General features: G+C 31.5%; 14 protein-coding genes. 1 reads left to right on the top strand and 13 read right to left on the bottom strand.

Annotation, left to right across the window (positions count from 1 at the left end; genetic code table 11):
* Position 1: 1 nt before the first annotated feature.
* The 13 genes from CLVI_RS04635 to CLVI_RS04575 all read right to left on the bottom strand — a co-directional run bounded on the left by CLVI_RS04635 (position 2) and on the right by CLVI_RS04575 (position 13,333).
* Positions 2–952, bottom strand: a complete 951-nt coding sequence (locus CLVI_RS04635; RefSeq protein ID WP_106058958.1) for an MraY family glycosyltransferase — start codon at positions 950–952, stop codon at positions 2–4.
* Positions 953–1,112: 160 nt separating this feature from the next.
* Positions 1,113–1,757, bottom strand: coding sequence for a V-type ATP synthase subunit D (locus CLVI_RS04630; RefSeq protein WP_106058957.1), 645 nt, complete (start codon positions 1,755–1,757; stop codon positions 1,113–1,115).
* A 3-nt stretch (positions 1,758–1,760) separates the two neighbouring features.
* Complete coding sequence (locus CLVI_RS04625; protein ID WP_106058956.1) at positions 1,761–3,137, bottom strand: V-type ATP synthase subunit B; 1,377 nt, start codon at positions 3,135–3,137, stop codon at positions 1,761–1,763.
* Entirely contained in the window at positions 3,130–4,911 is a 1,782-nt protein-coding gene (locus CLVI_RS04620; RefSeq protein ID WP_106058955.1) for a V-type ATP synthase subunit A, read from the bottom strand. The genes CLVI_RS04625 and CLVI_RS04620 overlap by 8 nt, the downstream gene beginning before the upstream one ends.
* Before the next feature lie 17 nt (positions 4,912–4,928).
* On the bottom strand, positions 4,929–5,240 hold the full coding sequence (locus CLVI_RS04615) for a V-type ATP synthase subunit F (protein ID WP_106059049.1): 312 nt from the start codon (positions 5,238–5,240) through the stop codon (positions 4,929–4,931).
* On the bottom strand, positions 5,233–6,234 hold the full coding sequence (locus tag CLVI_RS04610) for a V-type ATP synthase subunit C (protein ID WP_106058954.1): 1,002 nt from the start codon (positions 6,232–6,234) through the stop codon (positions 5,233–5,235). Before CLVI_RS04610 ends, CLVI_RS04615 begins: the two co-directional genes overlap by 8 nt.
* A gap of 12 nt (positions 6,235–6,246) precedes the next feature.
* Positions 6,247–6,846, bottom strand: a complete 600-nt coding sequence (locus CLVI_RS04605; protein WP_106058953.1) for a V-type ATP synthase subunit E — start codon at positions 6,844–6,846, stop codon at positions 6,247–6,249.
* An 18-nt stretch (positions 6,847–6,864) separates the two neighbouring features.
* Positions 6,865–7,350: a V-type ATP synthase subunit K gene (locus CLVI_RS04600; protein ID WP_106058952.1), complete on the bottom strand. Its 486-nt coding sequence runs from the start codon at positions 7,348–7,350 to the stop codon at positions 6,865–6,867.
* 11 nt (positions 7,351–7,361) lie between these two features.
* The gene (locus CLVI_RS04595; RefSeq protein ID WP_106058951.1) at positions 7,362–9,311 is read right to left on the bottom strand and encodes a V-type ATP synthase subunit I; all 1,950 of its coding nucleotides are present in this window, start codon (positions 9,309–9,311) and stop codon (positions 7,362–7,364) included.
* Positions 9,298–9,624, bottom strand: a complete 327-nt coding sequence (locus CLVI_RS04590; RefSeq protein WP_106058950.1) for an ATPase — start codon at positions 9,622–9,624, stop codon at positions 9,298–9,300. Before CLVI_RS04590 ends, CLVI_RS04595 begins: the two co-directional genes overlap by 14 nt.
* A gap of 147 nt (positions 9,625–9,771) precedes the next feature.
* Entirely contained in the window at positions 9,772–11,433 is a 1,662-nt protein-coding gene (locus CLVI_RS04585) for a B12-binding domain-containing radical SAM protein (protein ID WP_106058949.1), read from the bottom strand.
* Positions 11,434–11,450: 17 nt separating this feature from the next.
* On the bottom strand, positions 11,451–11,933 hold the full coding sequence (locus CLVI_RS04580; RefSeq protein ID WP_242980555.1) for a hypothetical protein: 483 nt from the start codon (positions 11,931–11,933) through the stop codon (positions 11,451–11,453).
* Positions 11,934–12,064: 131 nt separating this feature from the next.
* A complete protein-coding gene (locus CLVI_RS04575; RefSeq protein WP_106058947.1) occupies positions 12,065–13,333 on the bottom strand; it encodes a PQQ-dependent sugar dehydrogenase family protein in 1,269 nt (422 codons plus the stop codon).
* Between the two features lie 126 nt (positions 13,334–13,459).
* Here CLVI_RS04575 and CLVI_RS04570 point away from each other — a divergent pair, with 126 nt between their 5' ends.
* Positions 13,460–14,575 carry an aminopeptidase gene (locus CLVI_RS04570; protein WP_106058946.1) on the top strand — a complete coding sequence of 372 codons (1,116 nt, stop codon included), beginning with the start codon at positions 13,460–13,462 and terminating at the stop codon, positions 14,573–14,575.
* Positions 14,576–14,612: the final 37 nt, after the last annotated feature.

The raw sequence follows: 14,612 nt of genomic DNA, 5'->3' as shown, positions 1-14,612 counted from the left end.
TTTAATGCTTAATTAATAATAGTATGATAGATATAGTACTAAATATTACACTTATACCAATAATAAAGCTTACTGTTTGATTTATAGAAAAACCTTTTTCCTCTAGCCTATAATGTATTTGACTCCTATCCGCCTCATATACTGGTTTACCTTCCCAAAATCTTTTAACTATAACAAATAAATTATCAAAAATAGGGACTGCTAAAGCTAAAATAGGAATAAACAAACTCAAAACTGTGGTTTGCTTAAAAGCTCCATCAATTGCGATTATACTGAGTAAAAATCCAATTAAGTTTGCTCCTGAATCTCCCATAAATATTTTTGCAGGATGCCTATTATACATTAAGAATCCTATCATAGTACCTGAAAGGATTATAGAGAACATTGCTGATTCTCCTTGCCCTAATATTATTGCTACTATAAAAAAGGTAATTGAAGATACTAAAGAGATTCCCCCAGCAAGTCCATCCATACCATCTGACCAATTAATTACTGTTGTAACTCCAAAAATCCATATGATTGTTAATACGAATTGTACTCCCCCTGATAATAAAACATATTGTCCTGTAAAAGGGTTAGCAAAACCTTCAAATACAATCCCCGATTTAAATACTAATATAGCCGCAAGTATTTGTATAATAAGTCTTGGATATATAGGAAATTCCTTGCCTTTTGCCTTATAAAAATCATCTACTATACCAATTAAAAAAATTAATGTAGCCGCTATAAATATCCATATTTGTTCACTTCTATTTTCTTTCATAAATATAAAATACATTATAAAAAAGCCTATGTATATTCCAAAGCCTCCGCATAATGGAATTTCTCCTCTATGTTTCTTTCTTTCTGTTGGTTTATCTGTAAACTCCAACTTATTTGCTAGCTTCATTAACATTGGCATAACAAAGTATACAATTAAGAAAGTCGCTACAAGTGGTTTAATATATTGCATATTTAATTTTGCTCCTTACCTTTTATGTCTTTCTTTACAACTTTTTTTAATCTTATAAATGGATTATACTATTATCGACTTTTTTTAGCAATTACAAAAATCTTAATATTCTTTTTTATCTATATTATATAAAGAAAAAAAGCTTCCCTAAGGAAGCTTTTTAATCTACTCTTTGTTCGATCATGCTCTTAACTTTCATAAGTCTAGTTATAGAAGCTCTTTCATTTTCATCAAGTTTCATTCTAATATACTTGATAGTCTCTTGAAGCTGGGGAATTGTCATATATTCAAGAGCATTAACTCTTCTTCTTGTCTTCTCTATCTCATCAGCCATAAGTTGGCATGACTTTTCAACTTCTGCAAGTTCAAGTAGCTTTGGAAGTATTCCATAAAGCTTGGATATTGCATCATCTAGTTCTGAAGAAGTGCTGGCAAATCCATAAGGATAAATGCTACCCTCATCTCCTTCAAGTTCACGCTTGAAGTTCATTACAGGAACAGATACACTCATAACATTTTTTGTGCCTACTTCAACAGTTATATGTTCTTTAGGATATGCTATAGCTTCCTCTAAAAATTCCGAACTCATTAAAGCTCTCGCCATAACGAAATCCTTTAAAGAACCCTCTAGTTGTTCTTCAACTGCTTTTCTTAGAGTATTATTATATTTAATTAAAATAATGAATTGTCTCATTAATTCATCTTGCTTATCCTTTAAGAGTTTATGACTTCTTGTTGAGGTTGCTAGTCTTTTTTTTAGTTTTGAAAGTTCCATTCTAGTAGGATTCACATTAAGTTTTGCCATACACTACTCCTCTCTTGGCATATACTTGTCAAGGAATTCATCTCTGATTCTCTTAAGCTCAGATCTTGGTATCATCTTTAATAGTTTCCAACCTAAGTCCAAAGTTTCTTCGATGGTTCTATTTGTAGTAAAGCCCTGAGATACATATTCAAGCTCAAAAGCTTCTGCAAATTTTGCAAGCTTTTTATCAACATCTGACAAAGCTGACTCTCCAAGGATTGCAGATAATTCCTTTGCTTGCTTACCTTGAGCATATGCTGAAAATAATTGATTCATAGTATCTGCATGATCTTCTCTAGTCTTTCCTTTACCAATACCCTTATCTTTAAGTCTTGAAAGTGAAGGTAAAACGTCTATTGGAGGCACAATACCCTTCTTATATAATTCTCTTGAAAGAATTATTTGACCTTCAGTTATATATCCAGTTAAATCTGGAATTGGATGAGTTTTATCATCCTCAGGCATTGTTAATATTGGAATTTGTGTAATAGACCCTTCTTTACCTTTTAGTCTTCCCGCTCTCTCATACAAAGTAGCAAGGTCAGTATATAAGTATCCAGGGTATCCACGTCTGCCTGGGACCTCTTTTCTAGCAGCTGATATTTCTCTTAATGCTTCTGCATAGTTTGTAATATCAGTCATTATAACAAGAACGTGCATACCTTTTTCATAAGCTAAATATTCAGCTGTGGTTAATGCCATTCTTGGAGTAGCTATTCTTTCGATAGCTGGGTCAGATGCAAGATTCATAAATAGAACAGATCTATCTATTGCTCCTGTTTCTTTAAATTCATCTACGAAGAATTGAGCTTCTTCAAAGGTAATACCTATAGCTGCAAATACAACAGCAAACTTAGCATCTGAGTTAAGAACCTTTGCTTGTCTTGCAATTTGAGCTGCTAGTTGTGCATGAGGAAGTCCTGATGCAGAGAACACTGGTAATTTTTGTCCTCTAACTAGCGTATTAAGTCCATCAATAGCTGAAATTCCTGTTTGAATAAATTCAGATGGAAAATCTCTAGCAACTGGGTTAATAGGCTCTCCTTCTATATCTACTCTTTTTTCTGGTATTATTTCAGGACCATTATCATTTGGTTTACCCATACCAGTGAAGACTCTACCTAGCATATCTTCTGATACACCAATTTCAAGAGGTTTTCCTAAGAATCTAGCCTTAGTTCCCTTTAAGTTAATTCCTGTGGAACCCTCAAAGATTTGAACCATTGCATTGGATCCATTAATTTCAAGAACCTTACCTCGTCTCATTTCTCCAGTTTGAAGTTCTATTTCAACTAGTTCATTGTACTTAACCCCTTCAACACCTGCAACAATCATCAAAGGGCCAACTACTTCAGTAACTGTTTTGTATTCTTTAAGCATCTTGTAACCCTCCCTTGCTGCTAATTAACTTTTTGATTTCAGCCTTTAGGTCTACATTAGTTTTATCTATTTTAGCTAAATCCTCTTCCACAATGTATTTACTTCTTGCAATTCTATCTCTTATTTCTTCAAGAGCTAAAATTTCATTCAAGTACACGCCTGCTTCTAGTGCTTTTTCTGCTTCTCTCTTAAATTCAATTATAAGCTTTAACATCCTATATTGCTTATTAAGTGAAGTGTAGGTATCTACTTCATGGAAAGCATTTTGTTGCAAGTAATCTTCTCTTATTGACTTAGCAATTTCAAGCTTTAATCTATCCTGTTCTGATAATGCATCGACACCAACAAGTCTTACAATTTCCTGTAAAGATGCTTCATCTTGAAGTAATGACATACTTTCTTTTCTTAATATTGACCAATCTTCTTTAATGTTTTTATCCATCCATCCATCTACAGTATCTGCATATAACGAATAAGATGTTAACCAGTCAATTGATGGAAAATGTCTTTGGTAAGCAAGATTTGCATCTAGTCCCCAGAACACTTTAACAATTCTTAAAGTTGATTGAGTAACTGGTTCTGAAATATCTCCACCTGCAGGTGATACAGCCCCAATCGCTGTAATTGATCCTTCTCTTTGATCCTTACCTAAACATATAACCTTACCGGCTCTTTCATAATAGTCAGCAATTCTTGACCCTAGGTAAGCAGGATAACCTTCATCCCCAGGCATTTCTTCAAGTCTACCAGACATTTCTCTTAGAGCTTCTGCCCATCTTGAAGTAGAATCAGCCATAATTGCTACTGAGTAGCCCATGTCTCTAAAATACTCTCCAATTGTAATACCTGTGTATATTGACGCTTCTCTTGCTGCAACTGGCATGTTAGATGTATTTGCAATAAGAACTGTTCTTTTCATTACGCTTTCCCCTGTTTTAGGATCTTTAAGTTCTGGGAATTCGTTTAAAACGTCAGTCATTTCATTACCACGTTCTCCACAGCCAACGTAAATAACGATTTCTGCATCTCCCCATTTAGCAATTTGATGTTGAACTACTGTCTTACCAGCCCCAAAAGGACCTGGAACTGCAGCTGCGCCACCTGTAGCTATTGGGAAAAATGTATCTATAACTCTTTGTCCTGTGATCATTGGTGCTATTGGATTCAACTTAGTTGCATATGGTCTACCTTTTCTTACAGGCCATTTTTGCATTAATGTTACTTCCTTGTCACCCTTAGCAGTTTCTATAATACAAACTGTGTCAATAACTGTAAATTGGCCTTCTTTGATTTCTTTAATCTTTCCTGCTACATCATAAGGTACCATTATCTTTTGCATAATAACTGTTGTTTCTTGTACTGTACCAATTATATCGCCAGGATTAACTTCATCTCCGATTTCAACTACCTTTTTAAATTCCCACTTTCTCTCTCTGTCTAATGATGGAACTGAAATACCCTTTTTTAAGAAGTTAGACTGAGCTGCTTCCATTAATGCATCTAAAGGTCTTTGTATTCCATCAAACATTGATTCAAGAAGTCCAGGTCCAAGTTCAACACTTAGTGGTTCTCCTGTTGTAGTAACAGGATCCCCAGGACCTATTCCAGATGTTTCTTCATATACTTGGATGGATGCCTTATCGCCTCTCATTTCGATAATTTCACCGATAAGACCCATCTTTCCAACTTTACATACGTCATATATATTAGCTTCTTCCATCCCTCCAGCAACTACCAAAGGTCCAGAAACTTTAATTATCGTTCCGGTCTTCACCTAATCAACCTACCTTTCTATAAGATATTAACACCTACAGCTTTTTCTACATTGTCACTAATTCTTTGCATACCAATATTTAATGTTCCTTGGTTGCTTGGAATTAATATTACAGCAGGAAGTGTCTCTTTATTGTACCTTTCAATTGTTTCTTCAATTTCTTTTGCAACTTGTTCAGTTACAAATATTACTGCGTAATTATCTCTTGCTAATTTATCAATAGTTTTTCTAGCTTCATCAGGCTCAGTAACTGGAAATACATCTATTCCCAATGCTTTGAAGGCTAAAACTGAATCTTTGTCTCCAACTACACCGATTTTCTTAAACATAAATATCACGCAGCCTTTCTCTTATTACTTCCTCAGTAATATTATTGAGCTTGCCAACCATTATAATTCTTACTACCTTTATTTCAGTTTCTTTTGCATAAATATATGCAAGTAAAGGCTCTCCACCAGAAGTTATCATCTTAGCATTCTTCATCATTCCCATAATATAATTATCAATTAACTTCTCTAAAAGAGATGCTGATCCACTAACTACATATTGGTCTATGCCCTGTTTTAACACTTCAGCATAGTTAGTATATGATAGCTTACTTGAAACATTTTCTACTGCATCATTAAGTAAAGTCACTAATTTGTCATTATCTATAGAGCCTCCATTTATAACTAAAGTTAAGAAAAACTCTCTACCCTTATTCTGCTTTTTAACTCTTAATAGACTTTTTATATTAGTTAAGTCTATTAAAACTTCAACATATTTTCGGGTAAAATCATCCTCTAATTTCTTCGCTATTTCTACCATCTCTTCAAACATAGCTTTATCTAATATAATATCAATCCTTTGAGGATCACCTTTAGCATTAAAATCATCTATAGCTACTTCAATACCTTTTCTCATAATTGGATTAAAATCAGTTAAGCTATTTGTATCTATAGAAAGTTTTAATTTAGAAACTTCAATCATTCCAACAGGTATCAACATATAAGAAAAATCCTTTTTAAGAAACATTCCCTTTAACATAACCTTAATATTGTGATAATCATATTTAATGCTCATTATATCTACAAGAGATTTTAATGGGGACATGTCATAAGCCTCATGATAGACTCTCTTAAGTTCAGCACTTAACATTTCTTCATAATCTTCTGTTTTTTTAACATTTATCATAACATTTGCATACTCTGTTTCCTGAAGCACCTTTAATGCCTCTTGTGCAGAATTAGAATCTATCATTCTGTCAATCTTGGCCTTATCAAGGAGTCTAGTTTCCAATACTCTAATTCTTGGAATAACTTGAGTAAATTCCATAACATCCATTATTTAACCTCCTTAACCAAATAGTTCCTTTACCACTTCAAGTTCTAATTCATCTCTTAATGAGTTTACTAAAGCTTCAAAAGTACTATTTATTTCAATACCATTTCTTTCTAAAATAAATCCGCCCTTAAAATCTCTTATTTCTAAGCTTATAGTTAACTCACCTTTTTTGCCCTTTAGAGCAAGTTCATTATTTATTTCCTTGATTAAAACTTCATCAACAACTTTTTTTCCTTGTTCATTAAGAATTAGTTTTTCATCACCGGATATATCTAATGACAATATGCTATTTTTAAGAAAAGCGATAAATTCATCTTTACTTAAATTACAAAGTTCTTCTATACTTTTTTCAAAAACTTCCTGTATAATACCCTGCTTTGCTTTGATTTTTTCATTTCTTGCCTTAAGTAAAGCACTAGAAATGATTCTTTCTTTTCTTGTTTTAGCTTCAATAATAGCTTTATCTAACATTGTCGCTTCTACTAATTTTGCAGAGTTATTTTTCTTTTTAAGAATATTAGCTTTTTCATCTTCAGCTGCAGCTAAAATACTATTTTTTCTTTCTTCTGCATCCTTTAGGATTTTAGAAGTCAGATTACTTACATTTGACATAACTTCACTTCTCCAATCCTAGAATAAATTGTTAACTAATAAGAATGATATAACGAATCCTAAAAGAGCATAAGTTTCTACCATTGCTGTTAGAACAATACCCTTTGTATTATGTTCTGGTTTCTTAGCTAAAATTTGAACTGAAGAAGCCGCCGCTTTACCTTGTGCAATACCTGAGAATAACCCAGCTATAGCTATTGGTAAACAAGCACAGAACAAGTAAAGTCCTTGTTGGAATGTAAGAGATGTATCTAATTTACCTAAAACTACAAACCCTATAACAAATCCATAAAGACCTTGTGTACCTGGTAATAATTGAAGTACTAAAGCTTTACCAAACTTTTCTGGTTGTTCTGTTAAAAGACCTGCAACAGCTTGACCTGCTAAACCAACACCCTTTGCTGAACCTATACCAGACATACCAACTGCTAATGCAATACCTAATGCTCCGAAGATAAACCCTCCGTTATTATCAATAAAAAACTGAATCCAAGTTGCTTCCATGTATAATCCTCCTAATCTCTTTTTAAATTAATGTATTTATTATTTGTTTTGAATGGAGTAATTGCTTTTCCTCCACCCTCGTAGAATTTTCCAAAATATTCAACATATTGCAATCTACAAGTATGCACATAGGCACCTAATAGAGAAAGCCCTAAGTTAAATAAATGTCCTAATATAAATATTAATGGTCCTGCTATAAATATTGCTACTCCTGGCACCATATCTATTATTAAGTTTAATGCGCTTGCAATGGAACCACCAGCAAGTCCTAGTGCCATCAATCTTGTATAAGATACAAGATCTCCAACATAATTAGTTATTCCATATAATGCATAAACTCCTTGACCTAATTGAGCACCTTTGCCTTTCATTTCTCGTCCTGCAGTAAGTATAATTACAAGCATTCCAAATATCATAACACCCATTGCAATATTCTTACCTAAATCAGATAATCCTAAGGTTCCAGCACCAAGTAGTATACCTATAGCTATAAGGGTAATAACCCAAATACCTACATCATAAAATGCGTCTTTATATTTGCCTATTCTTATAAGCATATATGCTTTTATTCCTAAACCACAGAATATCTGAACAATACCAAATACTATTGATGCAATAAGTATTGTATTAACATCTGTATTAGGATTTATTAAACCCTTAAACTTTATAAAATCTCCAAAGAAAGAACCATAAATAAGTCCAAATCCTATTACTGGAAAACTTAAATAAAAGAAAAATTTAACAAATTTCTTTGTAGCTTCATCAAATTTAAATAATTTAAGAGCAGCTAATGTTGCTACTAGTTGAATTAATCCATAACCTACATCTGCTACCATCATTCCAAAGAACAATAAGTAAAATGGTGTAAGAAGTGGTGTCGGATCTATTTCGTCATATCTTGGGACACTATACATTTCTGTGATACTTTCAAAAGGATTATTTAGACTGTTATTGTGTAATTTTATAGGAACATCTAAAATTTCTTCATCCTTTACATCTTCAAAAACAAAGTAAAAATCCCCTGCTAATGTTTCTTCTATTATATTTTTAAATTTTTCATTTTCATTTATCGGAAGCCAACCTTGAATAATCGTAACATTTTCTGTTTTCAAAAAATTATTAACGGCTTCTTTTCTAATGACCATACTATCATAATAGTCGTAAGCTAATTGAAATAGCTTATGTTCTTCATCTAGTGCTGATAATGATTCACAAACAAAAAACTTTTTTGATTGAAGTTTTTCAATCTTATCCATGCTATCATGAATAAGTTTTATAGGAACATCAGTTAATTCTGTCTTGAATTGACTAAATCCAAACTCTCTTAATTTTTCAGCAATTTCCTCATTTTTATCTTCTCCACAAATAACTAAAAAGAATAAATCTTGATTATTTGAAGATATAATTTCAACATATGAGTCAGTAATTTCTAAAGCAAAAGTTTCTTCATATTGTTTAGGAATACTTCCTAAGAAGTGAGGAGTTTTCATTGAAGATAGATCTTTAAAAGAAACATCTAATTTTTCCCATGGAGTCATGGTATCAATTATTGTTTGTAGTTTAGTTATCTTATTGTCTAAACCATTTATACTATCTTCCTTATCCTTAACTTTATCATAGATTTCTTCCCAGCTACTTTTTAGCACCTGATCTTCAATCTCCTTTAATGTTAATTCCTTCTTTCCTTCCTTCATTGCCTTAAATCCTGATTTTTTAGGAATATACTCTTCTAAAAACTGGAGAGCAAATTTAGCCATAGATAATTTTTCTTCACACTTTGCATACTGTGAACCTGAATCGTCCTTATACAGGTCAATAAGCATTTCATTATTCTCGATAACATCATCATCTTGTAAATTAATGAATTCTACTTCTGAAAAGCTTTGTAACTTTTCTAAAAGCTCAGCTTTTTGTGATTCAAAGGCTAACAAAGTGAATTTATTCATTTTAACTATTGCCATTTACCTTCACTATCCTTTCAACCACTAATTTAACAGCATTATTCTTAATTTCTTTAACTATGCTAGAAATATCCTTTGAATCCTTCACGCCGTTAGCTAATATAGGTTCTGCGTCCTTATTTCCTTCAGCCAATGCTTCTTCTAAGATACCACTACATTTTCTCTTCGCCTGGTCTAAAACTTCATCATATTGTTTTTCAGATTCTTCCTTGGCTAATCGAACACTTTCTTTTGCTTCTGCTGTTGCATCCTTAATCATTTGGTCTGCTTCAGCCTCAGCATCCTTCACTTTTTTAATTGCATCTAATGCCAAAATATCACCACCTTCATGCCCTTAACTTGTGTCATATGAACAAAATATGTATTAATGCTTTATATAGTATTAATTACTTTGTCCCATATTCTCATTATACACTCATCCCTATTTTTTTCAACATTTTATTACTTTTTTTAATGTCAGTTAAAAGAATATTCTTATCATTTCTCCATTATTCCCTACCAAGTAATAACTTTCTGTGTTTATTATAACATTTTTATTACAATATTTGTCCATATCTATGGAGAAATTTTCAACACTATATTCTTTAAATGAATATTCACTTCTATATTTATCTTTTATTTTTTTGTGAATATCATCATTAATTTCCCCTTTTATATAGCTAGGTATTCCTCTTTTTTTATTAAAACTTAAATAATCATATTTTATAACGTCTTTCAAGACTCTATTATCCGCCTTCAGTACTTCCATATTAAAATCTAAAAAAACTTTATAATATTCTGAGTTCCCAATATTTCTATTAAAGTAACCCTTCATTTCAAAAAAATCACCTAATTCAGAAAAGAATATAAAAGGAGTCTCAAATTTCGAATAAAAATAATTAAGAATATTATTGAATTTGTGACTATTATAATATTTATCTACCACTTCTTCAACTTTTTTCAGCTTAATTAACTCCTCATAAGATAATGTATCCGTACTTAATATTTCATATGGAGGATAAGGGGAATATTTCATACCGTACTTTCCACTCTCTTCCCTCATAGACGAACCTTTAAGAAGTTTTAAGAAGCCAAGTTGAATTTCCTCAGGTCTTATACTATGTACATCATTAAATGATCTAACAAAGGAAATATAATCTTCGCCTGGTAGTCCTGCAATCAAATCTAAATGTTGCTTTATGTTTCTAATTGATAATAATTCTACAACCTTTTCCTTTATATCGCTGAAATTCACGAACCTATTTATATTTTTAAGAACTTGATCATTAGTAGTTTGTACTCCAACTTCGAATTGAAACCTACCCTCTGGCGCTTTTTTTAGAAGTTCTATCTCTTCTTCTTTTAGTATATCTGCTGATATTTCAAAGTGAAATTGTGTCTTAGTATCTGAATTAATTAAGAAATCCCATATAGCCATGGAATATTTATGATTACAATTAAAAGTTCTATCCACAAATTTTACCAAAGTCACTTCTTTATCAATAAAGAACTGGAGCTCCTTTAGAGACCTTTCAACTGAATGAAATCTAACTCCATGAGTAGTTGACGACAAGCAATATTTACAATTAAATGGGCATCCTCTGCTTCCTTCGAAATAAACTATTTTATTATTTAAATCATCTTCTTCTCTATATGGAAAGACTAGATCATCCATATCCATTAAAGGCCTACTTGAATTAGAATAAATATTATCTCCGTGTCTATAATGCAGTCCTTTTATGCTATCAATATTTTTATTTCCTAATTTAAATTCCACAAATTCTCTAAATGTCTTTTCACCTTCTCCTTCAATTATATAATGCCCAACATTATCTTTTAAAAATACTCTACTATCAAAAGATACCTCTGGTCCACCATATAATAATTCTATTTTAGGATCTAGCATACTAATTAGATTAGCTAAACGAGTAACCATCTCCACATTCCATATATAAGTTGAAAATGCAACTACATCAGGTTTTTCCTCTATTATTTCTTTTAATACATTCTCTACCCTATAATTTATAGAAAACTCTCTAATTTTCCCCTCATATGGTAGATCAGCTGTAAATTCCTTTAAATATTTGACAGCTAAATTACTGTGAACAAATTTAGAATTTATGGCAGTTAGCAAAATTTTCATCTTTAGTCCTCCTTGTCTTATGGTACCTTCTTTTTTACACCTTTAATAAAGAATATATCTTCCCACGTTTTAGTCTCTACTATTTCGTAATACTTTTCAAGAGTTTTTTTCACTTCTTCAATGCTACAAGTTATTAACGGATTATAATTTTTTAATACAACCCTTTTAACCTTATCCCCAGGGAGTACTACTTCAACTTTATTATCAATGAAATTTCCCCTCTCCTTCTTTATATCCCATATATATATTTCTCCAGTTTCTTTTAAATAAGTATAAACCTCTTTAAAAAGACTCTCCCTTTTTTTAAATCCCCAAATAGAGCTTATATTAAAGAAAAAGGTACACGCATCATATTCACTTCTCCTTAGTATATTTTTATTATCTGCATCTATATAGTCTATAGACAGTTCCTCTTCTGTTTCCTTTGATATATTATATATTATTCCTGTATTTTCTTTTGCAACATCTAGAATATCTCCTTTAATATATACATCATTCATATTGATCACCAATGTCTTACCCATAAAATCACCTCTTCCTAGTTAATTTTACCATATTTTTACATCCAAATAAACATAGTCTTATATTAACTAAAAAGAATTCATTGAAAATCAATGAATTCATCTATAATTTATTTATGAAATTTCTTAGTAAGTTTTAAAACTAAAATTGATAATAATACAAATGTTAATCCTAAAATAAATGTCCAGATTTCAATGGGAAGTTTAAATCCTAACATTCCTTGTTTTTGAGAGATTCTATAGATACAGCCTAAACTACTATCAAGAATTAAAAATTCATCCTTATTAAAAATAATATCTTTGATTTCACTGCTCTCCTTTATCTTGAGAACTTTAAAATAAATATTCTCTGGACTTAGTGCACATATCACAGCCTCTTCTTTATCCCAAAAGAGAAGACTATCCTTTTCTAAAATAGTTCCTTCAGTATCTATAGCGAGTTCTTTTAGTGTATCTAAAGTTTTATGTTGATATACTAGCCCGTCTATTACATGTGTTGGAGGATTCGCAATTAGAGGCTGAATTATTTCTTCTTCCTTAAATCTAGGAGAACTTATAGGATCCCCCCCACTATAATCTGGCCATCCGTACCATTTATCTATTTCCACTTTATATATATAGTCCTTATCTCTATTCACAGGCCTTAACCCTTCATTTTTCATGCCTGAAAATATTGCCATCATCTCATCTTCGCTATTGAAATCAAATCCTGTTATACCTCTAATTCCATTTGAATATAAATTCATTTTATTATTTTTCAAATTTATATAGTATAGTGCCCCATTTCCAAAGGCTACCTTGCTAATCTTTTCTCCAGCAGAACTAATTATTCCCTTTACCTTAAATGCACCTGTATCTTTATAATTAATTCCTGTTAAAGTTATATCCATTGAAGGTAAATCAACCTCGTTACCTTCAGCTATTCCAGAATTTGTAGATCCTCCAACTGACAAATATATAATGTCGTCCTTTAATAATAACTTCCTATCTATTCCATTTCCGCCATTAGGTATCCCACTATATAAAGTATTAACCAGGCCACTATCCAAGGAATACTCTTCAAGTTTATCCCCTGATATATAAATAATTTTATTTTCGTAATAAATTATATCTTCTATATCTAATTCCTTATTTTTAAATAATATCTTTTCCTTACCTTCATTATCAATAGCTTTTAACCAATCTCTATACGCAATATAGAGGTTTTTATTATCATCAGTTGCAATTGCTTTAGCATTTTCACAACTCTTAGAAATTACTGTAAAATCTATGTCTCCCTTTAATACGCTCATACTATATTTGTTTGATATTTTAAACACCGAAAAGGCGGCTGTTACTATTAAAATAGCTATAATAATATCTCTAAGAAGTTTTCTCATAGTTCCTCCTAATTTATCTCTTCATTAATTTATATTTTCTAGGGTTTAAATTATTACTTGTCTCCTTGAATAATCTTAACTTAATGCTATACTATAACTAATTATTGACCTAAGGAGGAAAATTATATGAAAGATCCTAGATTTACACAACTAGCTAATAATTTAATAAATTATTCATGCAATTTAAAAGAAGGTGAAAAAGTATTAATTGAAGGAATAGGTGATTGTCATCCTTTAGTTAAGGAGTTAGTTAAGGCAGCTTACATCGCTAAGGCTATACCTTTTGTTACCTTAAAAGATAAGGAAGTAGATAGAGAACTACTTATGAATGCCACAAAAGAACAATTAGAATTTATGGCTAAATATGAAGCTGCTAGAATGTCCGATATGGATGCTTATATTGGAGTTCGAGCTGGCAGAAACACTTCTGAAACTTCAGATGTTCCCGCTGATAAAATGTCCCTTTACGGAAAATATTTTGGAGAGCCTGTTCATGGAAAAATTAGAGTTCCAAAAACAAGGTGGGTTGTTTTAAGATACCCTAACTATTCAATGGCACAATCAGCTAATATGAGCACTGAAGCCTTTGAAGAATATTACTTTAATGTGTGTAACTTAGATTATTCAAAAATGTCTAAGGCTATGGATACCCTTGAAGCTCTAATGAATAAAACTGATAAGGTAAGGCTTACTGGGAAAAACACAGACTTAACATTCTCCATTCGCGATATTCCTGCTGTTAAATGTGCTGGAGAAATGAATATACCAGATGGTGAAGTTTACACTGCACCTGTTAGAGATTCAATTAATGGAATAATTTCTTATAACACTCCATCTCTTCGCGACGGCTTTACCTACGAAGATATTAAGCTTACCTTTAAGGATGGAAAGATAATAGAGGCAACAGCTAATGATACCGAAAGAATAAATAAGGTCTTCGATATGGATGAGGGTGCAAGATTTGTAGGAGAATTTGCAATTGGAGTAAACCCATATATTTTAGAACCTATGAAGGATACTTTATTTGATGAGAAAATAACTGGTTCTATCCACTTTACTCCAGGAAGCTGCTATGATGATGCTCCTAACGGAAATAATTCAGCCCTTCATTGGGATTTAGTCTTAATCCAAAGACCTGAATACGATGGTGGAGAGATCTATTTTGATGATATATTAATTAGAAAAGATGGACTTTTTGTTATTGATGAATTGAAATGCTTAAATCCTAAAAATTTAATTTAGTTTATAATTGTGAAAGCTAGGTAATTTAAAAAAATTA

This window comes from Clostridium vincentii (assembly GCF_002995745.1).
Taxonomy (GTDB): domain Bacteria; phylum Bacillota; class Clostridia; order Clostridiales; family Clostridiaceae; genus Clostridium; species Clostridium vincentii.
This window is presented reverse-complemented; position numbering and strand designations above follow the sequence as displayed.